The organism is Phenylobacterium sp. (genome assembly GCF_036963605.1).
GTDB lineage: Bacteria > Pseudomonadota > Alphaproteobacteria > Caulobacterales > Caulobacteraceae > Phenylobacterium.
Genome location: NZ_JBALUY010000061.1, coordinates 1 through 21,616 on the forward strand (window position 1 = coordinate 1; position 21,616 = coordinate 21,616).

Annotated in this window: 20 protein-coding genes; 5 read left to right on the forward strand and 15 right to left on the reverse strand. The window is 68.0% G+C overall.

Annotation, left to right across the window (positions count from 1 at the left end; translation table 11 throughout):
• Nucleotides 1-280: 280 nt before the first annotated feature.
• Nucleotides 281-610, forward strand: coding sequence for an ATP-dependent Clp protease adapter ClpS (gene clpS, locus V7702_RS12180; RefSeq protein ID WP_335650375.1), 330 nt, complete (start codon nt 281-283; stop codon nt 608-610).
• Nucleotides 611-621: 11 nt separating this feature from the next.
• Nucleotides 622-2,946 carry an ATP-dependent Clp protease ATP-binding subunit ClpA gene (gene clpA, locus V7702_RS12185; protein WP_335650376.1) on the forward strand — a complete coding sequence of 775 codons (2,325 nt, stop codon included), beginning with the start codon at nt 622-624 and terminating at the stop codon, nt 2,944-2,946.
• A 75-nt stretch (nt 2,947-3,021) separates the two neighbouring features.
• On the opposite strand, the gene V7702_RS12190 is transcribed toward clpA, so the two are convergent.
• The 5 genes from V7702_RS12190 to V7702_RS12210 form a co-directional block, all read right to left on the reverse strand.
• The gene (locus V7702_RS12190) at nt 3,022-3,459 is read right to left on the reverse strand and encodes an HIT family protein (protein ID WP_335650377.1); all 438 of its coding nucleotides are present in this window, start codon (nt 3,457-3,459) and stop codon (nt 3,022-3,024) included.
• Between the two features lie 64 nt (nt 3,460-3,523).
• On the reverse strand, nt 3,524-4,675 hold the full coding sequence (locus V7702_RS12195) for a GNAT family N-acetyltransferase (RefSeq protein WP_335650378.1): 1,152 nt from the start codon (nt 4,673-4,675) through the stop codon (nt 3,524-3,526).
• Nucleotides 4,672-5,418 carry a glycerophosphodiester phosphodiesterase family protein gene (locus tag V7702_RS12200; protein ID WP_335650379.1) on the reverse strand — a complete coding sequence of 249 codons (747 nt, stop codon included), beginning with the start codon at nt 5,416-5,418 and terminating at the stop codon, nt 4,672-4,674. The genes V7702_RS12195 and V7702_RS12200 overlap by 4 nt, the downstream gene beginning before the upstream one ends.
• On the reverse strand, nt 5,415-5,876 hold the full coding sequence (locus V7702_RS12205; protein WP_335650380.1) for a RidA family protein: 462 nt from the start codon (nt 5,874-5,876) through the stop codon (nt 5,415-5,417). Before V7702_RS12205 ends, V7702_RS12200 begins: the two co-directional genes overlap by 4 nt.
• A gap of 99 nt (nt 5,877-5,975) precedes the next feature.
• The gene (locus tag V7702_RS12210) at nt 5,976-6,416 is read right to left on the reverse strand and encodes a phasin family protein (RefSeq protein WP_335650381.1); all 441 of its coding nucleotides are present in this window, start codon (nt 6,414-6,416) and stop codon (nt 5,976-5,978) included.
• 342 nt (nt 6,417-6,758) lie between these two features.
• Between V7702_RS12210 and V7702_RS12215 the strand changes: the two genes are divergently transcribed.
• Nucleotides 6,759-8,027: a D-alanyl-D-alanine carboxypeptidase gene (locus V7702_RS12215; protein WP_335650382.1), complete on the forward strand. Its 1,269-nt coding sequence runs from the start codon at nt 6,759-6,761 to the stop codon at nt 8,025-8,027.
• Nucleotides 8,028-8,097: 70 nt separating this feature from the next.
• On the opposite strand, the gene V7702_RS12220 is transcribed toward V7702_RS12215, so the two are convergent.
• A complete protein-coding gene (locus V7702_RS12220; protein WP_335650383.1) occupies nt 8,098-8,526 on the reverse strand; it encodes a J domain-containing protein in 429 nt (142 codons plus the stop codon).
• Between the two features lie 4 nt (nt 8,527-8,530).
• Nucleotides 8,531-9,355 carry a division plane positioning ATPase MipZ gene (locus tag V7702_RS12225; RefSeq protein WP_335650384.1) on the reverse strand — a complete coding sequence of 275 codons (825 nt, stop codon included), beginning with the start codon at nt 9,353-9,355 and terminating at the stop codon, nt 8,531-8,533.
• A gap of 163 nt (nt 9,356-9,518) precedes the next feature.
• On the opposite strand from V7702_RS12225, the gene panC reads away from it, so the two are divergent.
• On the forward strand, nt 9,519-10,376 hold the full coding sequence (panC, locus tag V7702_RS12230) for a pantoate--beta-alanine ligase (protein ID WP_335650394.1): 858 nt from the start codon (nt 9,519-9,521) through the stop codon (nt 10,374-10,376).
• Between the two features lie 4 nt (nt 10,377-10,380).
• Here the strand turns inward: panC and V7702_RS12235 are convergent, their stop codons facing one another.
• From V7702_RS12235 to V7702_RS12250, 4 genes are read right to left on the reverse strand one after another with little or no spacing between them, the layout of a single operon-like run.
• Nucleotides 10,381-10,791, reverse strand: coding sequence for a DUF1489 family protein (locus V7702_RS12235; RefSeq protein ID WP_335650385.1), 411 nt, complete (start codon nt 10,789-10,791; stop codon nt 10,381-10,383).
• Nucleotides 10,792-10,801: 10 nt separating this feature from the next.
• Nucleotides 10,802-12,691 carry an acetyl/propionyl/methylcrotonyl-CoA carboxylase subunit alpha gene (locus V7702_RS12240; RefSeq protein WP_335650386.1) on the reverse strand — a complete coding sequence of 630 codons (1,890 nt, stop codon included), beginning with the start codon at nt 12,689-12,691 and terminating at the stop codon, nt 10,802-10,804.
• Nucleotides 12,688-13,527 carry an enoyl-CoA hydratase-related protein gene (locus tag V7702_RS12245; protein ID WP_335650387.1) on the reverse strand — a complete coding sequence of 280 codons (840 nt, stop codon included), beginning with the start codon at nt 13,525-13,527 and terminating at the stop codon, nt 12,688-12,690. The genes V7702_RS12240 and V7702_RS12245 overlap by 4 nt, the downstream gene beginning before the upstream one ends.
• Nucleotides 13,528-13,542: 15 nt before the next feature.
• Nucleotides 13,543-15,150 (reverse strand): carboxyl transferase domain-containing protein, encoded by a 1,608-nt coding sequence (locus tag V7702_RS12250; protein WP_335650388.1) that lies wholly within the window; start codon nt 15,148-15,150, stop codon nt 13,543-13,545.
• A 46-nt stretch (nt 15,151-15,196) separates the two neighbouring features.
• On the opposite strand from V7702_RS12250, the gene V7702_RS12255 reads away from it, so the two are divergent.
• Nucleotides 15,197-16,966 (forward strand): patatin-like phospholipase family protein, encoded by a 1,770-nt coding sequence (locus V7702_RS12255; RefSeq protein WP_335650389.1) that lies wholly within the window; start codon nt 15,197-15,199, stop codon nt 16,964-16,966.
• 306 nt (nt 16,967-17,272) lie between these two features.
• Here the strand turns inward: V7702_RS12255 and V7702_RS12260 are convergent, their stop codons facing one another.
• The 4 genes from V7702_RS12260 to mgtE all read right to left on the reverse strand — a co-directional run.
• On the reverse strand, nt 17,273-17,473 hold the full coding sequence (locus V7702_RS12260) for a hypothetical protein (RefSeq protein WP_335650390.1): 201 nt from the start codon (nt 17,471-17,473) through the stop codon (nt 17,273-17,275).
• A 91-nt stretch (nt 17,474-17,564) separates the two neighbouring features.
• Nucleotides 17,565-18,731, reverse strand: a complete 1,167-nt coding sequence (locus V7702_RS12265; protein ID WP_335650391.1) for an isovaleryl-CoA dehydrogenase — start codon at nt 18,729-18,731, stop codon at nt 17,565-17,567.
• Nucleotides 18,732-18,832: 101 nt separating this feature from the next.
• The gene (locus V7702_RS12270) at nt 18,833-20,287 is read right to left on the reverse strand and encodes a glycoside hydrolase family protein (protein WP_335650392.1); all 1,455 of its coding nucleotides are present in this window, start codon (nt 20,285-20,287) and stop codon (nt 18,833-18,835) included.
• Nucleotides 20,288-20,376: 89 nt separating this feature from the next.
• The coding region (mgtE, locus tag V7702_RS12275; protein ID WP_335650393.1) for a magnesium transporter at nt 20,377-21,616 on the reverse strand (1,240 nt) is incomplete at its 5' end.

The window sequence follows — 21,616 nt, forward strand, 5'->3', positions numbered from 1 at the left end:
TCGGCGAGGGCGAGGAGAAGGCGCTGACCGAGGAGCGCACCGCCGACGCCATAAGGGCGCGCTTCGGCCCAGAGGCGATCACATCGGGTCGCGCCCTTCGCTCAAAACCCAGGGTTCAAGATTGAGTGATGATCGGATAAGCTCCGACGACAGCGACAAAAAGATAAGCGTTGGCCGCTTGGTATCGTCCTTCGACGATTTCAACCCTTTCAAACGCCGTCCTTTTCCATATCTAATCCCTAAGCGGCGGGACCCAGACGCCCGCCAGGAGACGTTTTCGATGGCCGAGCGCAAGCAAGGTGATGTGTCGACGGGCGTCAAATCGGCGGTCATCACCCAGACCAAGCCGAAGACGCAGAAGCCGTCCATGTACCGCGTGCTGCTGCTGAACGACGACTACACCCCAATGGAGTTCGTCGTTTACGTTCTGGAGCAGTTCTTCAACAAGTCGCGCGAAGACGCGACGCGGATCATGCTGCACGTCCACCAGCACGGCGTGGGTGTTTGCGGTGTGTTCACCTACGAGGTGGCGGAAACGAAAGTCGCGCAGGTCGTTGATGCCGCTAGGCGGCACCAGCACCCGCTTCAATGCACCATGGAAAAGGATTGAGAGGCCCCCGATTGCCCTCGTTTTCGCGCCAACTCGAAGAATCTCTGCATCGCGCCGTCGCTTACGCCAATGAGCGAAAGCACGAGTATGCGACGCTGGAGCACCTGCTCCTGGCGCTGATCGACGACGAAGAAGCCGCCGCCGTAATGCGCGCCTGCGAAGTCGACCTCGGTTCCCTGCGGGGGACCCTCACCGGCTATGTGGACAATGAGCTCCGCTCGCTTGTGGTGGACGACGGCGAAGACGCCAAGCCCACGGCCGGTTTCCAGCGCGTCATCCAGCGCGCGGTCATTCACGTCCAGTCCTCCGGCCGCGAGGATGTCACCGGCGCCAATGTGCTGGTGGCCATCTTCTCCGAACGGGAGAGCCATGCCGCCTACTTCCTGCAAGAGCAGGACATGACGCGGTACGACGCGGTGAACTACATCGCCCACGGCATCGCCAAGAAGGCCGGGGCCACCGTCGAAGGCAAGCCCGTCAAGGGCGCCGAGGACGAGGAAAAGCCCTCGGTCAAGACCGGCGGAGAGGCCCTCGAGGCCTACTGCGTCGACCTGAACGAGAAGGCCAAGGAGGGCAAGGTCGATCCCCTGATCGGCCGCGCCGCCGAAGTCGAGCGCTGCATCCAGATCCTGTGCCGCCGGACCAAGAACAACCCGCTGCTGGTGGGCGACCCGGGCGTCGGCAAGACCGCCATCGCCGAGGGCCTGGCCCGTAAGATCGTCAACAAGCAGGTCCCCGCGGTCCTGGCTGAAGCCACCATCTTCTCCCTCGACATGGGGGCGCTGCTGGCCGGCACCCGCTATCGCGGCGACTTCGAAGAGCGGGTCAAGCAGGTCGTCAAGGAGCTGGAGAACCACCCCGACGCGATCCTGTTCATCGACGAGATCCACACGGTGATCGGCGCCGGCGCGACCAGCGGCGGGGCCATGGACGCCTCCAACCTGCTGAAGCCGGCCCTGGCCTCGGGCGCCCTGCGCTGCATGGGCTCGACGACCTACAAGGAGTTCCGTCAGCACTTCGAGAAGGACCGGGCGCTCGTCCGGCGCTTCCAGAAGATCGACGTGAACGAGCCGACCCTGGACGACACGATCAAGATCCTGAAGGGCCTCAAGACCTATTACGAGGAGTTCCACAAGCTCCGCTACACCAACGACGCCCTGAAGGCCGCCGTCGAGCTGTCGGCCAAGTACATCAATGACCGCAAGCTGCCGGACAAGGCGATCGACCTGATCGACGAGGCCGGCGCGAGCCAGATGCTGCTGCCCGAGAGCCGCCGGAAAAAGACCATCGGGGTCAAGGAGATCGAGGCCGTGGTGGCCAAGATCGCCCGCATCCCGCCCAAGTCGGTCTCCAAGTCCGACACCGAGGCCCTCAAGCAACTGCAGGAGGATCTAAAGCGGGCGGTCTATGGCCAGGACGACGCCATCGAGCAGCTGTCTGCGGCCATGAAGATGTCCCGGGCGGGCCTGCGCGATCCCAACAAGCCGATCGGCTGCTACCTCTTCTCGGGGCCCACCGGCACCGGCAAGACCGAAACGGCTCGACAGTTGGCCTCGACCCTGGGGATCGAGCTCCTGCGCTTCGACATGTCGGAGTACATGGAGCGCCACACGGTCAGCCGCCTGATCGGGGCGCCTCCCGGCTATGTGGGCTTCGACCAGGGCGGCCTGCTGACCGACGCCGTCGATCAGCATCCCCACGCCGTGGTCCTGCTGGACGAGATCGAGAAGTCCCACCCGGACGTCTACAATATCCTGCTGCAGGTCATGGACCACGGGGTGCTGACCGACTCCAACGGCAAGAAGATCGACTTCCGCAACGTGGTGCTCATCATGACCACCAACGCCGGTGCGGCCGACGCTCAGCGCAACACCATCGGCTTTGGCCGGGGCAAGGCTGATCACGAGGCCGAAGAGGCGATCAAGCGGGTCTTCACCCCGGAATTCCGCAACCGCCTCGACGCGGTGGTGGCCTTCCGTCCGCTGGATCCGTCGATCATCCGCCAGGTGGTGCAGAAGTTCGTCATGCAGCTGGAAGCCCAGCTGGCCGATCGTCACGTCACCATCGAGACCACCGACGAGGCGGCGGGCTGGCTGGCCGACAACGGCTTCGACGAGCTCTACGGCGCCCGGCCGCTGGCCCGGGTCATCCAGGAGCACATCAAGAAGCCGCTGGCCGACGAAATCCTCTTCGGCCGGCTGGTCAAGGGCGGCCACGTCCGCGTGGTGCTCAAGGACGGCAAGCTGGACTTCGAGATCGAGGGCGACTCCCGCGAACCGGGCGCCCCGATGATCGAGGATCCGTCAAAGGACGCCACCGCCGAACTGGCCGACTAAGACGGCTCAAGCCTCTGAAACGTCAAAGCCCCGGCCATTGGCCGGGGCTTTTTCGTGGAAACGGTGCGACCGTTCTCAGGCGATCTTGGCGGCGATCTGCTCGGCCAGGGCCTTCAGTTCGGCCGGATCGGCCATGCCGCCCGAGGCGTGACGGCCTACCGCCGCCCCCTCCCAGCGGGGGAGGATGTGGAAGTGCGGGTGGAAAATGGTCTGGCCCGCAACCGAGCCATTGAATTGGCTGATCGCCACGCCGTCCGGCAAGAGCGCCGCGCGCACGGCCCGGGCCACCCGCTGAACGCCGAGAATCAGCGGCGACAGCACGGCCGGATCTTCCTCCAGCAGGTTCCGCGCGTTGGAGTGCTTGGGAATCACCAGGGTGTGGCCGCGCACCTGGGGAAAGACGTCCATGAATGACAGGACGTGGTCATCCTCGAACACCCGGGCGCAGGGCGCCTCGCCCCGCAGGATCTTGGCAAAGATGTTGTTGGCGTCGTAGGTCCCGTCCAGGCTCATGGCCGCGCTCCCTCTGGCGTTGATCGTTCGTGCTTAGTAAAACCGCCCGCGGCATGCGAAGAGCTCAGCCCTGGCGGAATGGCGAGTATTCCTCCGAAAGCCATTCCATTTCGCCGTCCACCGCCGCCTTTTCACGGGCGACGAAATCCTCCACCGGACCACGCAACGCCGGATCGGCGATGTAGTGGGCCGAATAGACCGGCGTCGGCAGATAGCCGCGGGCGATCTTGTGCTGGCCCTGGGCGCCCGCCTCGACCCGGGCGAGGCCTGCGCCTATCGCCCATTCGATGGCCTGGTAGTAGCAGAGCTCGAAATGCAGGAAGGGCACGTCCTCGATGCAGCCCCAGTTGCGGCCATAGAGGGCGTCGGCGCCGATCAGATTGAGCGCGCCCGCGATCCAGCGGCCATTGCGACGGGCCATGATCAGCAGCACCCGGTCGGCCATCCGCTCGCCTAGGAGGGAAAAGAACAGCCGGTTCAGATAGGGCTGCCCCCATTTGCGTGAGCCGGTGTCCATATAGAAGCCGTAGAAGGCGTCCCAGGCGTCCTCGGTCAGGTCGGCGCCGGTGAGGCGGACGATCTCCAGCCCCGCCTGGGCGTCGCGCCGCTCCCGCCGGATGGTTTTCCGCCGCCCCGACGAAAGGTCGGCCAGGAAGTCGTCAAAGCCGCCATAGCCCCGGTTGAACCAGTGGTACTGCTGCCCCTGCCGCTGGGCCAGGCCCTGGTCGCCGAGCCAGGCCCACTCCTCCTGCGTCGGAAAATTGACGTGGACGGAGGAAATCCCCATCCGCTCGCACAAGGTGAGCGCGCCGCCGAGCAGCAGGTCATAGCCCGCCTGCGCCGGCACGTCCCGCCGGACCAGCAGGCGCTGCCCCGTGGCCGGGGTAAACGGCGCCGCCGACAGAAGCTTGGGATAGTACCGACCGCCGGCCCGCTCATAGGCGTCGGCCCAGGCATGGTCGAAGATGTATTCGCCCTGGCTGTGGGACTTCAGATAGAGCGGCATCACCGCCCCTACCCCGCCCGCCTCGTCGGCGATGGACAGGTGCTGCGGTCCCCAGCCGGCCCGCTCCACCGCACAGCCGGACTGTTCCAGGATGTCGAGGAAATCGTAGGAGACGAATGGATTGCCGGTGTGCGCGGCGCAGCCGTCCCAGCTCGCCCGGCCGATCTCGGCGATACGGCGGCTCACCTTGACCGCCGGCGTCAGACTCACGCGGCGAAGCCCTCGAAGATCATGTTGTCGCAGCCGTTCTTGATCGCATCCCACTGGGCGGGCTCACGGACCGTCCAGGCGACCACCGGCATGCCTTGCGCCCGATAGGCGGCGGCCTCCGGGCTCGGCAGCATGTCGAGGCCCAGGGCCAGGAAGTGCGGCCGGGCGATGGAGACGTGCTCCAGCCGCGCGAAGGCCTGGCGCTGCTCCTCCCCCAGGTGGGGCGCGCGCTTGTAGCTGTAGGAATCCAGGCCCCTCAGGACGCCCGGATAGTGGTCGGCGTACCAGGCGTGGGAATAGGGATTGAAGCCGATAATGCACAGCGGACCGGCATGGTCGGCGATGATCTCGTGGACGCGCCGCTCCAGCGGGCCGACCTCGCCCCAGGCGGTCTTCAGCTCGATGTGGACCATGGCCCGGTGGCCGACCAGGGCCAGGGTTTCGAGCAGGGTGGGAATCCTCTCGTCGGTTCCCTTGAGGGACAACCCGCCAAGATCGGCGGCCGTGCGGTCGCGCAGGCGACCCTCGGCCCCGGTCATCCGGACCAGGGTCTCGTCGTGGAAGACCATCGCCTCCCCGTCCGACGACAGATGGACGTCGAGTTCGACTCCATAGCCCGCGGCGCAGGCGGCCTGGAAGGCGCCCAGCGAATTCTCCGGCGCGCCATCGGGCGCCCATAGGCCTCGGTGGGCCACCGGCGGATGGAACAGAAGATCCCAGGCCTCGCCGAAGCGGTCCCTCACGAGACCTCCACCACCGCATCGACCTCGACCGCGAAGTTCATCGGCAGGCGATAGACCCCCACCGCCGAACGGGCGTGGCGGCCGATATCGCCGAAGGCGTCGACCATCAGGTCCGAGGCGCCGTTCACCACCTGGGGAATGTCGAAGAAGTCAGGACCAGCCTGGACGAAGCCGCCCAGCTTCACCACTCGAACCACGCGGCCGAGATCGCCGCCGCAGGCCGCCTTCATCTGGGCGATCAGGTTGATGGCGCAGAGCCGGGCGGCATATCGCGCCGTCTCCATGTCGACGTCCTGGCCGACGACGCCGGTGACGCCGCCCTGGGCGTCGCGCGACACCTGACCGGAAATGTGGAGCAAGGCGCCGGCCCGGACGAAGGGCACATAGTTGGCGACCGGGGTGGAGGGCTCGGGCAGGCGGACACCCAGCGCGGCCAGACGTTCTTCGACAGTGGACATGCCCTAGTGTCTAGCGCTCACGCCCCCATGAGAAAAGCCCGGTCCGTCGCCGGACCGGGCTCTTGTCGCATTGCTCAGGCGCCGGGGCGCCCGATCGCCTTAGCGGGCGGCTTGCAGACGCTCGACGGTCGCGGTGACGCGCTCGTTCAGCGGCTTCATGGAATCCTTCATCGAGGCGGTGAAGAGCTCCGACATGCGGGTCATCTCGGCCATGTAGGTTTCCATGGCGGTCTTGGCGAAGGCGGTCTGAAGCTCGACGGCCTCCTGCAGGCTCTTGGCCTGGCTGAGCGACTTGGCGGCGACCATCTGGTCTTCCACGGTCTTCTTGGAATAGGCCATGGCCTGGGCGCCGACGGCTTCGGCGCCCTTGGCGGCGGCCGTGGCCGAGGCGACCATCGCCTCCAGATTCTTCTTCGAATAGGTGTTGGTTTCGGCCAGCGCGGTCAGGGACTTTTCGATGGCGTCCTTGAAGGCGGTGTTGCCGGCCAGGGTGAACTGCTCGGCGGTGGACTTGGCGTTGGTTTCAGCGGCGGCGGCCATGGCTGATCTCCTTGACGGGCGACGGGGGCGGTCTGGCGGACGGGCGCGGCGGACCGCGAGAAACTGACGAAGCTACTTAACGCACCCGCAACATCCCATGTTGCATCGCAGCAGTCAATAAGCCTTTGTGCGCCGCACAATTTTTGACACCACCGAAGAAACTCCCCAAAACACCGCCTGCATAAAGCTTCACCACTCGCCCATCAGGCGGGCGCTGCGGCATTTTGGAATGCTCAACAGGTGTTTACCCTCGCGCAAGGGGCGATATGCCATGTTAGCCTTCTGTCCTCGGCGTGCGCCTCGGGGGGCGCGCCGGAAAACCCAAACACGACGGACGAAGCGATGTTCAAACGCGCCCGCCGCCCGATTCTCGCCGGCCTCTTCGCGATCGCCACGGCCTGCGGCCTTGCGGTCGCCCCGGTCGCCCAGGCGCAGATTCCCTATCTGCAGTTGCCAGCACAGCAGCCGAAGTACGCCTCGATCGTGGTGGACGCCGCCAGCGGCGAGGTGCTGTACGCCAAGCGCGCCGACAGCGACCGCTATCCCGCCTCCATCACCAAGGTGATGACCATCTATCTGCTGTTTGAGGAACTGGCCGCCGGCCGCCTCTCCCTGGACGATCGCATCCCCTTCTCGACCCGTGCGGCGGCCGCGCCGCCCACCAAGCTGTTCGTCAAGGCCGGCGATTCGATCACGGTGGACGAAGCCCTGCATGCCCTGGCGATCCGCTCGGCCAATGACGTAGCCGTGGCCGTGGCCGAGAAGCTCGGCGGCAGCGAGGCCCGCTTCGCCGCCCTCATGACCCTGCGAGCTCGCGAGCTCGGCATGGACTCCACGACCTTCGTCAACGCCTCGGGCCTGCCCGACAGCCGCCAGATCTCCACCGCCCGGGACCTGGCCGTCCTGTCCCGCGCCATCATGCGCGACTTCCCGCAGTATTATGACCTGTTCAGCACAGGCCAGTTCACCTTCCGGGGCACGGTGATCCGCGGCCACAACAGCCTCCTGCGCCGCGAACTGGGGGTCGATGGCCTGAAGACCGGCTACACCAACGCCTCAGGCTACAACATCGCCATCTCCGGCGTCCGGCAGGGGCGGCGGCTGATCGTGGTCGTCCTCGGCGGCGCCTCGACGGCGGCTCGCGACAACCATGCCGAAGATCTGCTGCTCACCGGCTTCGACGTGGCCAACCGCCGCGATCGCGGCGAGCGGATCACCGTGGCCCAGAACCTGTTCGAGCCCGATCCCAGCGGCCAGATCATGCGCCCCTCCCGCGAACAGGGCGACGGCGAACAGGACGGCCTGAAGATCGTGCTTGCCTCGGCCCCGCCGCCCCCGGCCGCGACCCGGACGGCCGCCGCCGCCGGGAGCGCCGGCCAATGGCAGGTCCAGGTGGGCGCCTTCCGCTCCCGCGCCCTGGCCCAGGAACAGCTTCAGATGACCCGGCGGCGGTTCGCCAGCGCCTTCACCGGCGCCGACACCATGGTCACCGATCCCAGCTCGGGCTTCTATCGGGCGAGATTCACCGGCCTCACCGAAGCCAAGGCCCGGGACGCCTGCGAAACCCTCAAGGCCCGCAACCAGGCCTGCATGGTGATCGATCCCGCCTGAGCGCGTTCCGTAAAAGCGGAATCCGGTTTTACGGATGAAACGCGCTCAAGCCTTAAGACCTAGAGACCGCTCAGCGGCGGATCAAGCGGTCGCGGGCGGCGTTGAGCTGGGACGCAAGGCCCGCCGACCCCCCAGCGTCGGGGTGGGCGCGGCGCATCAGGCGGGTATAGGCGGCCTGGATCTCTTCCAGGGTCGCCTCGGGCCCTACGCCCAGGATCGATCGGGCGTCCTTCTCGCTCATGGCGCTGCTCCGAGGCGCGGCCCCTGCGCCCGCCCCCTGGCCGCGGGCGCTCATGGCCAGCCATAGTCCCACGACGATCAGCACCGGCGCGAAGGCCCAGCCGCCGCGCACGGCCAGAAAGGCGGCGCCGGCAAAGGCTGCGATCGAGGCCACGCCCGATAGCACACGCAGGCCCGGCCGCTGAAACACCGGCCGGCCCCGCCGTCCCAGCCACACGAAAACGGCCAGGGCCGCGGCGCCGAGGGCCAGATAGAGCATGGCGCTATTCGGCCGCCATCAGGGTCTGGCCCGTCACCTCGCCCAGACCCAGCGCGCCGATCAGGGCGCGCAGCTCCTGGCGGGCGGCGACGTGCTGCAGCGAGATGGAGACCGGTCGGATGGCCGGTGACAGGTCGGCGATGGTCAGGCCGAAGGGGTAGAGCTCGCGATAGATGACCCGGTCGCGCAGGCCAGGGCCGACGCGGAATCCGACGCGCCGCGACAGGGCCTTCACCCGCTCGTCCAGGCGGCGGCGGTTGCGGGCCTCGGTGGGCGCCAGGCGGTTGCGCAACACCACCCAGTCGATGGAGCGACCGTCGGCCACGGCGCGGGCCTTGCGGCTGTCCCACACGGTCACCGAATAGAGGCCGGGCCGTTTAAGATCCAGGCTGACGGGGTCGACCACGCCCAGCATGTCGAAGTCGACGAAGCTGTCATTCATCGGGGTGACAATCAGGTCGGCCAGGCCATGGGCCGCCCGGGAGATGGCCGTGTCGCCGCCGGGAGTGTCGATCAGCACGAAATCGGCGGCCGCATTGGCGGCCTCGAAGGCCTGCTGGAAGGCCGCCAGGGCCTCGCCGTCGGTGGCGAGCGCCAGGTCAGCGCTCAAGGGGAACTCGAGCGGCAGCGGGGCCTCGACCTCATTGGCCGCCAGCCAGGCGCGACGGCTGGCGAAGAAGTGGCCCATGGACTGCTGGCGCAGATCCAGGTCCAGCACCGCCACCCTGGCGCCGCCATACATCAGAGCCACGGCCAGATGCAGGGCGATGGTGGACTTGCCAGCGCCGCCCTTCTCGTTTCCGACGACGATCACACGGGGTTGGGACATTCGTCCTGCTCCATCGATTCGGCCAAGCGGGCCAATAGGTTAACGAGACGCTTATGCTGGCCCCAAGGTCAACTTGGCAGGCCCCCGCCCCTGTGGACGGATGGACGCACCCCCGCCCATCGGCCATAAGCCCGACACCCTGTTTCCAGCCATCCGAGGCCCCATGCCCGCCGAATTCCTGCCCGTCGTCCGCACCGTGGCCGAGCTTCGCGCCCAGGTCCGCGCCTGGCGGGCCGCCGGCGAGACCGTGGCGATGACGCCCACCATGGGCGCCTTGCACGAGGGGCACCTGTCGCTCGTACGGTTGGCCAAGACCCGCGCCCGCCGGGTGGTGGCCAGCATCTTCGTCAATCCGACCCAGTTCGGCCCGAACGAGGACTTCGACCGCTATCCGCGCAACGAGGCCGGCGACGCCGAACTGCTGGCCAGCGCCGGCTGCGACCTGCTCTACGCCCCCGATGTCAGCCAGATCTATCCGGCGGGTTTCGCCACCAAAATCAGCATCTCCGGCGTCTCCGAACCCCTCGACGGAGCCGCACGGCCCGGCCATTTCGACGGGGTGGCCACCGTGGTCGCCAAGCTGCTCAACCAGGCCCAGCCCGATGTGGCGGTGTTCGGCGAGAAGGACTACCAGCAGCTCCAGCTGATCCGCCGGCTGGCGCTCGACCTCGACCTGCCCGTGGAGATCGTCGGCGCGCCGACCGCCAGGGCGGAGGACGGCTTGGCGCTGTCCTCCCGCAACGCCTACCTGACGCCCGAACAGCGGGTCATCGCCGGGCGGCTCAATGTCGTGCTGGCCGACGCCGCAGCCCGGCTGAAGGCTGACGACACGGTAGAAAAGGTGGAGGCCACCGGCCGCGCCGCCCTGGAGCGCCAGGGTTTCGAGCGGATCGACTATTTTGAGGTGCGCCACGCCCAGGACCTGTCCCATCCTGGTCCTGGCGTGCTGAGTGTTCCGGGCCGCGTGCTGGCGGCCGCCTTCCTGGGCAAGACCCGGCTCATCGACAACATGGCCGTCTGAGTCGCTACCAGAGGCCGGCCTCGCGCAGCTGGCGGGCCAGTTCCGGCGGCACGTCCTGGCCGCCCTCGCCCTCCAGGTCCGGCGGCGCATCCTTGACCTCCAGATAGCGCCAGCCCTGGAAGGCCCGCCTCGGCGTCGGCGCCACCCGGACCAGGGTCTCGTCCAGCAGCATCTCGCACCGGGCGTCCTGGCCGGCGCCCACCGTGGCGATCTCCAGGATGCGCTGCCGCGACAGGATCGCGCCCTTGTACACCCGATAGATCGAGCCGCCGTCGGTCAGCTCCGCCGCCCGCTTGGGCGTCTGGCGGGTGCGCAGAATCCACGGCTGGCCAGCGCGGGCCTGGGGGGCTCGCCAGTCCAGCAGATCTTCGACGGTGTCACAGCCGACAACCAGCTTGATCAGATGCAGGGTCATGAAGCGCGGTCTAGGACGCCTGGGCCAGTTTCGCCAGCACCACGCCCTCGCTCACCTGGTCGCCCGCAGCGACCGAGATGGACTCCACCGCTCCGTCAAAGCCGGCGACGAGCGCATGCTCCATCTTCATGGCTTCCAGGGTGACCAGGGTCTGGCCGCGGGTCACGGCGTCGCCGACCTTGACGGCCACGGCGACCACCTTGCCCGGCATGGGGGCGATCACGGCGCCGTCTCCGGCCGGGCCTTCGCCCGTCGCCGACTGGGGCGGCGTTCCGGAGAAGGCGTAGGCCTCGCCAGCCTCAAACACCACGATCGCGCCCGCCGCGTCGATCAGCACGTCCGCCGACAGCGGGCCCTCCTCGAGGGGCGCCTCAATCGCATTGCCGTCCCGATAGAGGCACAGGTGGCTCTGTCGGGCCGCGTTCAGCCGGAATCCCATCAGCGCGCCCCAGGGACCGCTGGGCTCGGAGGTCATGGCCGGCGCCTGCGACAGCAGGCCCTGGGCGGCGGCTGACAACACGCGCGCGCTGGGCGCGGCCACCTGTGTGAGCCTGTCCTGTCGCGCGGCGATGAAGCCGGTGTCGATTTCGCCGCGACGGAAATCCGGGTCCTCAAGGCAACGCACCAGAAAGCCGGCATTGGTGCGCACCGGCCAGACCTGCGCTTCGCCACAGGCGAGCGCCAAACGGCGGGCCGTGATCTGGCGACTGGGGCCATGGGCGATCAACTTGGCGATCATCGGATCATAGTGCGGGCTGACGGTCCCGCCCGCCTCGACGCCCGTATCCACCCGAACCCCATCCGGCAGCACGAAATGCTCCAGATCGCCGATGGAGGGCAGGAAACCCGCCGCAGGGTTCTCGGCATAGAGGCGCGCCTCCATGGCCCAGCCGTTCAGGGTGATCTGATCCTGGGCCCGCGGCAGCGGCTCGCCGGCCGCCACCCGCAGTTGCCATTCCACCAGATCCTGGCCGGTGACCGCCTCGGTGACCGGATGCTCCACCTGCAGGCGGGTGTTCATCTCCATGAACCAGATGCGGTCGGCGCGCAGGCCCTCGCTGGCGTCGGCGATGAACTCCACCGTGCCAGCGCCCACATAATCGACGGCCTGGGCGGCGCGGACGGCCGCGGCGCAGACGGCCTCGCGCACCTCCGGGCTCATGCCCGGGGCCGGCGCCTCCTCGATCACCTTCTGGTGGCGGCGCTGGAGGGAGCAGTCCCGCTCGAACAGGTGGACGACCTGGCCGTGGGCGTCGCCAAACACCTGCACCTCGATGTGGCGGGGCCGGGCGACATAGGTCTCCAGCAGGACACGGTCGTCGCCGAAAGCCGCCGCAGCCTCCCGCCGCGCGGCGCCCAGCGCCTCGGCGAAGTCCGCCGAGCGTTCGACCTTGCGCATGCCCTTGCCGCCACCGCCGGCGACCGCCTTGATCAGGACGGGATAGCCGATCTGCTCGGCCTGGGCGGCCAGGTGGTCGGGCTCCTGGTTCTCACCATGATAGCCCGGCGTCACCGGCACGCCAGCTTCGATCATCAGCGCCTTGGCCGCATCCTTCAGCCCCATGGCCCGGATGGCCGAAGGCGGCGGGCCCACCCAGGTGAGGCCCGCGGCCATCACCGCCTCGGCGAAGTCGGCGTTCTCCGACAGGAAGCCATAGCCAGGGTGGATCGCGTCGGCGCCGCTGGCGCGGGCGGCCTCAAGCACGCGCTCGACCGAGAGATAGCTCTCCTGAGCCGCCGCGGGTCCCAGGCGCACGGCCTGGTCGGCCTCGCGCACATGGGGCGCCTGGGCGTCGGCGTCGGAATAGACCGCGACGGTGGCCAGGCCCATCGCGCGGGCGGTGCGGAAGATGCGTCTTGCGATCTCTCCGCGATTGGCGACCAGGAGAGTCGTGATCATTCGGACCAGCGGGGCTTACGCTTTTCGAGGAAGGCGATGACGCCCTCCTGGCCTTCCTCGCTCACCCGCACGCGGGCGATCACCTTGGCGGTATCTTCCATCAGGCCGTGGTCGATCTCCTGATAGGCCACGTGCTCGACGATTCTCTTGGACTCGATCACCGCCATGGGACCGCAGGCCATCATCTCGGTGGAAAGGCCGGTCATCGCCGCCTCAAGGGCTGCGTCATCGGCCACGATCTCGGTGATCAGGCCGATCTTCTCCGCATGCGCGGCGTCGAAGGTGCGCCCCGTGGCGAACAGGCCGCGGGCCGTGCGGGGACCGACGGCGGCGACCACATAGGGGCTGATGGTGGCGGCCACCAGGCCGAGCTTGACCTCGGCGAAGCTGAACTTGGCGTCCGCTGTGGCGATGGCCATGTCGCAGGCCGCGGCCAGGCCCGCCCCGCCGCCATAGGCGCCGCCCTGCACCAGGGCGATGGTAAGGGCCGGGATGTCCCACAGGAGCTTGAGCATCCTGGCCATGGCCATGGCGTCTTCGCGGTTGTCGTCCTCGGTGTGACCGGCCGCAGCCCGCATCCAGTCGAGGTCGGCCCCGGCGCTGAAGGTTCCGCCGGCGCCCCGCAGGAAGACCAGGCGAACGTGTTCGGCCCCGTGCAGGGTCTCGAAGGTCTCCGAGAGGGCGGCGATCAGGTCGGCGTCGAAGGCGTTGCGGCGCTCCGGCCGATTGATGGTGACGATGGCCACGCCCTCGACCGTGGCCTCCAGGCGCACCAGCGGCGAGGTGGCGTCGGTGTCGAGGCCTTCGACCAGGGGATCGACGATGGGATTGCTCATGGTCTTAAGGCTTCCTCACATTCGGAAGACGCCAAACCGCGTCTCCGGGACGGGCGCATTGAGCGCCGCAGAAATGGACAGACCCAGCACGTCGCGGGTCTGGGCTGGATCGATGATCCCGTCGTCCCAAAGGCGCGCGGTGGCGAAATAGGGATCGCCCTCGGCCTCATATCGTTCCTTGACCGGCGCCTTGAAGGCCGCCTCGTCCTCATCCGCCCAGGTCTCGCCGCGGGCCTCCAGGCCGTCGCGGCGGATGGTGGCCAATACGCTGGCCGCCTGTTCCCCACCCATGACGCTGATCCGGCTGTTGGGCCAGGTCCACAGGAAGCGGGGGCTATAGGCCCGTCCGCACATGCCGTAGTTGCCGGCCCCGAAGGAGCCGCCGATCAAGACGGTGAACTTGGGGACCTCGGCGCAGGCCACGGCGGTGACCAGCTTGGCGCCATCCTTGGCGATACCGCCGGCCTCATAGCGGCCGCCGACCATGAACCCCGAGATGTTCTGCAGGAAGACCAGCGGGATCTTCCGTTTGCAGGCCAACTCGATGAAGTGGGCACCCTTCAGCGCGCTCTCGGAAAACAGCACGCCATTATTGGCCAGGATGGCCACAGGATAGCCCCAGATGCGGGCAAAGCCGCAGACCAGGGTCGTCCCATAGAGCGCCTTGAACTCGTCGAAGTCCGAACCGTCGACAATGCGGGCGATGACCTCGCGCACATCATAGGGCGCGCGCACGTCGCCGGGGATGAGGCCGTAGAGTTCCTCTGGATCGAAGGCTGGCGGCCGCGGCTCGGCCAGGGCCATCTCATGGGTCTTGGTGGTGTTCAGATTGGCGACGATGGAGCGCACAATGGCCAGGGCGTGCTCGTCGTCATTGGCCACATGGTCGACCACGCCGGAACGGCGACCATGGGTGTCGGCGCCGCCCAGTTCCTCGGCGCTGATGACCTCGCCGGTGGCGGCCTTCACCAGGGGCGGCCCCCCGAGGAAGATGGTGCCCTGGTCGCGGACGATGACCGTCTCGTCGGACATGGCCGGCACATAGGCGCCGCCGGCGGTGCACGAGCCCATGACACAGGCGATCTGGGCGATGCCTGCCGCGCTCATCTGGGCCTGATTGAAGAAGATGCGGCCGAAATGGTCGCGGTCGGGAAACACCTCGGCCTGGTGCGGCAGGTTGGCGCCGCCGGAATCCACCAGGTAGATGCAGGGCAGACGGTTCTGCAGGGCGATTTCCTGGGCCCGCAGATGCTTCTTCACCGTCATGGGGAAGTAGGCGCCGCCCTTCACCGTGGCGTCGTTGGCGACGATCATCACCTCGCGGCCCGACACCCGCCCGATCCCGGTGATCACGCCTGCGCCGGGCGCCTCATCGTCATAGAGGCCATGGGCGGCCAGGGCGCCGACTTCGAGGAAGGGCGCGCCCGGATCGAGCAACCGCATGACCCGATCCCGCGGCAGAAGCTTGCCCCGCGATTCGTGCCGGGCGCGGGACGCCTCAGGTCCGCCAAGCGCGGCTTGCGCTGATCGCGCGCGAAGCTGGTCGACCAGGCCCCGATTCAGCGCCGACTGGGTCTGAAATGCCTCGGAAGCAGGATCGATGGAGGAAGTTAGCCTCGTCATATGCATGGCATAGCCGGGGCGCGCCTTGCGCGCTAGGGTCCCCACCGTGGCCCGACTGCCAGACCTTCCCATCGACACGGCCCTGGCCCAGCTGTTCTTCGCTGAACAGGTGGAGGGCGACGCCACATGGTTCTCCCTGCCCGGCGGCGGTGTACTGTTCGAAGCCGGGGAAGCCGCCGACCAACTTTTCTTCCTGCGGGCCGGCCGCCTCGGCGTCTTCCGCCACGAGGAGGGGCAGGAGCCGGAATTCCTCGGCGTGATCCGCCCCGGGGAGCCGGCCGGCGAGATGTCGCTGTTGGCCGGAACCGTACACTCGGCCCGGGTGGTGGCCCTGCGGGATTCCGAAATCTTCGCCCTGCCCCGCGACCTGTTCATGGACGCCGCCGAGGAAGATCCCGGCGTCATGCTGGAGCTGGCCCAGCTTGTCGTGCGCCGAACCCGTCGGACAAAGGGTCGGCAGGCCGGATCCGAGCCCTCGGTCTATGGCTTTGTCACGGTCGGCGAGGCGGTCCCGGTGCGTCCGGTGGTCGATCGCATCGCCCGCCACATCATGCGCCAGGGCTACAGCGTCACCGTTGTCGGAGCCGAGGCCGCCACGGCGCCTACCGAATGGTATTCCGAGGTCGAGCGCACCCACGACTTCGTCCTCTATGCCGCCGAGGGCGAGGACCTGGGCTGGCGCGCGGTGGTCGCCCGCCAGGTGGACCGGCTGTTCCGCATCGGCAAGGCGTCGTCGCGGCCGCCGCAGAACATCATCCTGCACCCAGCCCAGCCGCTACAGGCCCACCAGTTGGTGGATCTGATCCTCATGCATCCCCGGGGCGGCGGCGCCCCGCGCACCTCGGAGGGGTGGCTGACCGCGGCCCATCCCGCGCGTCTCTTCCATATGCGGCGAGATGACGAGGACGACGCCGCAAGGATGGCGCGGGTGCTGACCGGCCAGTCCATCGGCCTGGTGCTGTCGGGCGGCGGCGCCCGGGCCTACGCCCATGTGGGCGCGGTGCGCGCCCTGCGCGAGCGCGGCGTGCCCATCGACTTCATCGGCGGCGCGTCCATGGGGGCCATCGTCGCCGCCGGCCTTGGGATGGGGTGGTCCGACGCCGAGGCCGACCGGCGGATTCGCGAGGCCTTCGTCGCCTCCAGTCCCCTGGACGACATCGCCTTTCCCCTGATCGCCATGACGCGGGGCGACAAGGTGCGCGACCGGCTGTTCGAACATTTCGGCGACACCCGGATCTCGGATCTCTGGCTGCCCTTCTTCGCCGTCTCCTCGAACCTCACGACCGGGGCCTATCAGGTCCATCGCAGCGGCCGGCTGGTGGACGCCCTGCGCGCCACCATCGCCCTGCCCGGCGTCATGCCGCCGGCGACCCATGGCGATGAGGTGCTGGTGGATGGCGCGGTGCTCAACAACTTCCCCGCCGACGTCATGAGCGCCATGCACCTGGGGCCCGTGGTCGGGATCGACGTCACGCGCGGCCGCAGCATCACGGCCAAGGACGTCGCCCGCCCCGACTCGGTCCTGCGCTGGATTTTGTCAGGCGACTGGCGCCAGGGGCCGCCCATTGTCTCGCTGCTGATGCGCGCGGCCACAGTGCCCACCGGCCGTGACCTGCGCGCGGCCCGCGAAAGCGTCGACCTGCTGGTCACCCCCGACATGACCGGGGTCGAGATTCGCAATTGGGAGGCGTACGACCCTGCCGTGGCCGCCGGCTATAGCGCGATGATCGCCGCGCTGGACAAGTTGGAGACGCCGGTGACCGAGCTGCGCCGACGCCCTGCCCTCAGCGAGGCGACGGGCGCCCGCTGGCGCTGAACGCCTCAGCAGGCGTCCGAAATCACGGCGACTTGTCGCATCACGCCGTCGTGGGTTTGCGACTCTCGAAAAGTCACCCCATATTGCGTGTGGTGTTCAACAACTGAAAGGAGGTGATCCAGTGTCTCATTGTCATTCGTCGCAGTCGGTGACCGTAGCCTGGGCCTCCCACGAGGTTCGCGCTTAAAGCGCTGCTAAGGTTGCGGGCCGCCGCACTTGCGGTCCGACAATGGAGGGGCCGGTCCCGACAATGGACCGGCCCCTTTTTGTTGTCCGATTCCAAGCGCTCCGGCGGGAGCGCGCGCCTTAACGGGGCGTCGTCGCCGCGCCGGCCACGCCGCCGATAGCTGCGCCGGCCGCCGCGCCCTCGAGGTCGCCACTGACGGCGCCGCCGACCGCTGCGCCCCCCAGGGCGCCGGTCGCCGCACGTTCGGTGACGGTGGTGCCGCAGGCCGCCAGGACCAGGGCGGAAAGGGCGATGGGAACGGCGATGAAGGTCTTACGCATGACTGAAATCTCCTTGGTGCTCACCCCAAGGAAACCCCAGCCCAGGTCGTCGGGTTCCCGACAGAGGCAAGGTGACCGGGCTGCTTAGCCCTTATCCGCCGATCAGTTCGCGCCCGATCAGGAAGCGGCGGATCTCGTTGGTGCCCGCGCCGATGTCGTAGAGCTTGGCGTCCCGAAGCAGGCGTTCCACCGGATAGTCCTTCGTATAGCCCGCTCCGCCGAGCGCCTGGATGGCCTCCAGGGCGCACTTCACCGCATTTTCCGACGCCATCAGGATTGCGCCCGCCGCGTCGAACCGGGTGGTCAGCCCGGCGTCGCAAGCCCTGGCCACTGCATAGACATAGGCTCTGGCCGAGTTCAGGGCGACATACATGTCCGCCACCTTGGCCTGCATCAGCTGAAACGAGCCGATCGGCGCGCCAAACTGCCTGCGCTCGCGGACATAGGGCAGCACGGTGTCGAGGCAGGCCTGCATGATGCCCAGCGGGCCGCCGGCCAGGACGGCGCGCTCATAGTCCAGGCCGCTCATCAACACGCCCACGCCGCCGCCCAGGGGACCGAGCACGTTGTCCTGCGGAACCTCGCAGTCCTCGAACACCAGCTCTGCGGTGTCGGAACCGCGCATGCCCAGCTTGTCCAGCTTCTGGGCGACGCTGAAGCCCTTGAAGTCCTTTTCGATCAGGAAGGCGGTGATCGCCCGGCCCGTCGCCTCGGGGTCGGTCTTGGCATAGACCACCAGCACATCGGCATGGGGTCCATTGGTGATCCAGAACTTGGTCCCGTTCAGCACATAGCGGTCGCCGCGAGCCTCGGCCCGCAACCGCATGGACACCACGTCGGAGCCTGAGCCGGCCTCGCTCATGGCCAGGGCGCCCACATGCTCGCCGCTGATCAGCCGGGGCAGATGGCGTTGCTTCTGTGCTTCGGAGCCCCAGCGGCGAATCTGGTTCACGCAGAGGTTGGAGTGAGCGCCGTAGGACAGGCCCACCGAGGCCGAGGCCCGGCTGACCTCCTCCATCGCCACCACATGTTCGAGATAGCCGAGGCCGAGGCCGCCATAGGCCTCCTCGACGGTGATCCCATGCAGGCCAAGGGCGCCCATCCGGGGCCAGAGGTCTCGGGGGAAGGTGTTGGAGGCGTCGATCTCGGCGGCCCGGGGGGCGATCTCGCCCGCGGCGAAGCGTGCCGTGGTCTCACGGATGGCGTCGGCGGCCTCGCCGAGGCCGAACTCCAGGGAAGGGCCAGTGTTCGCGATCATGCCCACGGCCTAGCATGGCGCTTGGCCCTCAGCGAGGCGTAATCAACCGCCGGAGGGCACGCCACAGGCAGGCCTTGCCCCATGCCGGGGCCATATCCGCCTCAGCTAAACGGGCTTTCCTCGGATTCGAGGTCATCCTCGCCACCGAACCGCTTGAGGATGAGATAGGCTGCGACGCCGAAGAAGCCGACCCCTGCGATCCCGGCGATCCAGCCGACGACCAGCGGACTGATGAAGCCGCCGCCATCGACCCGGGCGTTGAACGCCCAGAAGAGGCCGCCGGCGAACAGGGCCAGGCCAAGACCCGCCAGAACCAGCAGCCCACCAAGGCTCCCCTTCTCCTCAACCTGCGGCGCAGGCTCGAAGGTCAGGATGGCGGGCTCCGGCGTCGTGTCGTCGATCATCAGCATCGGGCGGGGATCGAGCGCAGGCGTCGGGGAGGTCGAGGCCGTCGGCGAAGCCGTGAGATCGTTGGCCGCCAGCATCGGGCGGTCAAACAGGCTGGGGGCGCTGTCGGCGGCCGACTCGGTGACGACGTCGAGACGGGCCTTGGGTTCGGCCTCCTCGGCGTCAGGCTCGGGCGAGGTCAGCACGAAGGCGCGCTCCGCCCCGCCAGCCATGGCTAGGCCCGCCACGGGCGCAAAGACGGGCGCAGGGTCCGACACTGGCGCCGGTTCAGGCTCAGGCTCAGGCTCGGCCGGTGAGTCAGTCGCCTCACCAACCTCGGCCGGGGTATCTTCGGGCGCCGGCAGATCATCGAGACTCGTGGGCTCGGCTTGAATTTCGGGCTCGATCTCGTCAGCCGCCTGCGCAGGAGGCGAGGCCTGGGGTCGCGCAGTCTCCTCGCTCGCCGGCTCGCGGAAGATGGCCTGCAGACGATAGCTTACAGCCGCAGCGGCGGCCTGGGCCGGGCTTGGTTCGGCCTCGCCCTCCTCCGGCGGCGCGGGCATGAGGGGACTGGCCTGGAGGTCGCGCTGCGCCACAGCCTCGAGCCCGTCCATAGCGGTGCGCACGGCCAGCGGCGTCTCCCGCGGCACGATCCCGCTCACATCAGCGTCGAGATTGGGTCGCAGAACCGGCGACGGGGCCGGCACCCAGCCGTCCATCGGGGTCAGGAACAGGGTTTTCTCAGCCGCCCGGCGGCGGACCAGGGCGTCGATGACGATCCGTTCGCCCTCGAAATCCGCCTTGCGCCACAGCTCCATGCCACAGGCCGCCAGCAGCAGTTGGCCCTCGTTCAGCCGGCGCAGCACGGAGGATCGGCGGAAATTGTCCACGCCGATGTTGAACGCAAAGCAGCACAGAGCGTCGAACTGGTTCTGGGTCAGCGGCGTGTAGGTGGTCTCGTTGACCGTATGGGCCACCGCGATCAGGTCGTAGAGCAGCAGGGCCTCGGCGTCCCGTTCCGAGACTTCGGCGCCTTCACGAGCGGTCAGGGTGTGGCCATAGCCGATGGTCCAGCGCCCATCGGGCAGCTGCGCCGCCTTTTGGCGGTAGCCTTCGAACCGCTTGATCAGATCGATCGCGGCGCGGGAGACTTGGTGACGCGGTTTCATAGCCATCCTGATCCATGTTGAGACACAAACACGGGGTCTGCACCTCTCTCGGCAAGATAGGGGCCGTGGCCCCAGGCTACAGCAAGAGGCTAGAGCAGGATCAGGGCGGCGATGCCCAGGAAAGCGAAAAAGCCGGTGAAGTCGGTCACGAAGGTCACGAACACAGCCGAGGACACCGCCGGATCGCGGCCCATCCGATCCAGGGCCAGGGGCACCAGGGCGCCGGCCACCGACGCTACGAACATGTTGATGATCAGGGCGGCGGCGAAGGCGATGCAGAGCCGGAGGTCGCCGAACAGCAGATAGACCGCCAGGCTGGTCACGGCGGCCAGCACCGCGCCGTTGACCAGGCCGACGATCATCTCGCGGTTGACCACCCGAAGGGCGTTGACCGCCGACAGCTCCCGGCTGGCCAGGGCCCGAACCGCTACGGTCAGGGTCTGGGTGGCGCCATTGCCGCCGAGCGAGGCGACGATGGGCATCAGGACCGCCAGGGTCACCACCTGGGCGATCTGGGCCTCGAAGGCCTGAATGACGCTGACCGCCAGCGCCGCCGTCAGGGTGTTGAGCAACAGCCACGGCAGGCGCGAACGGACCATGTCCCACACGTCCCCGTGCCGCCCGCCATCGGACACGCCAGCCAGCGCCAGGATATCCTCGCGGCTCTCTTCGTGAATGACGCCGACAATATCGTCGACGGTGATCTGGCCGACCAGCCGGCCGCCCGGCTCCACCACCGGCGCCGAGATCAGGTGATACTTGTCGAAGATATAGGCCACCTCCTCCTGGTCCATATCGACAGGAATCTCCGAGAGAGACTCCATGATCTGGGCCAGGGGCGTGTCGCGCTTGGCGCGCAGCAGGGTGCTGATCGGCACGGCGCCGACCGGCTTGTAGGTGGGATCGACCACATAGACGTCGAAGAACAGCTCGGGCAGGTCGTCGGACTCGCGCCGGAAGTGGTCGATGGCCTGGCCCACGGTCCAGAACTGCGGCGCGGCCACCACCTCGCGCTGCATCAGCCGCCCGGCGGTCTCCTCGCCATAGGAGAGCGCGCTCTCGATGGCGGCCCGCTCGGTTTCCGGCAGGGCCGCCAGGACCTGGGCGCGCTTGTCAGCCTCCAGGTCATCGACCACGTCGGCGGCGTCGTCGGAGTCCAGCTCCCCCAGCGCCTTGGCCAGGGTCTCGGGCGCAACCGCCTCGAGGATTTCTTCGCGGATTTCGTAGTCGAGTTCGGAGAGGATCTCGGCCAGGGCCTCGGGATCGAGGTGAGGCAGGATCACTTCGCGATAATCGGCGGCCAGGAAGCCGATCAGGTCGGCGACGTCG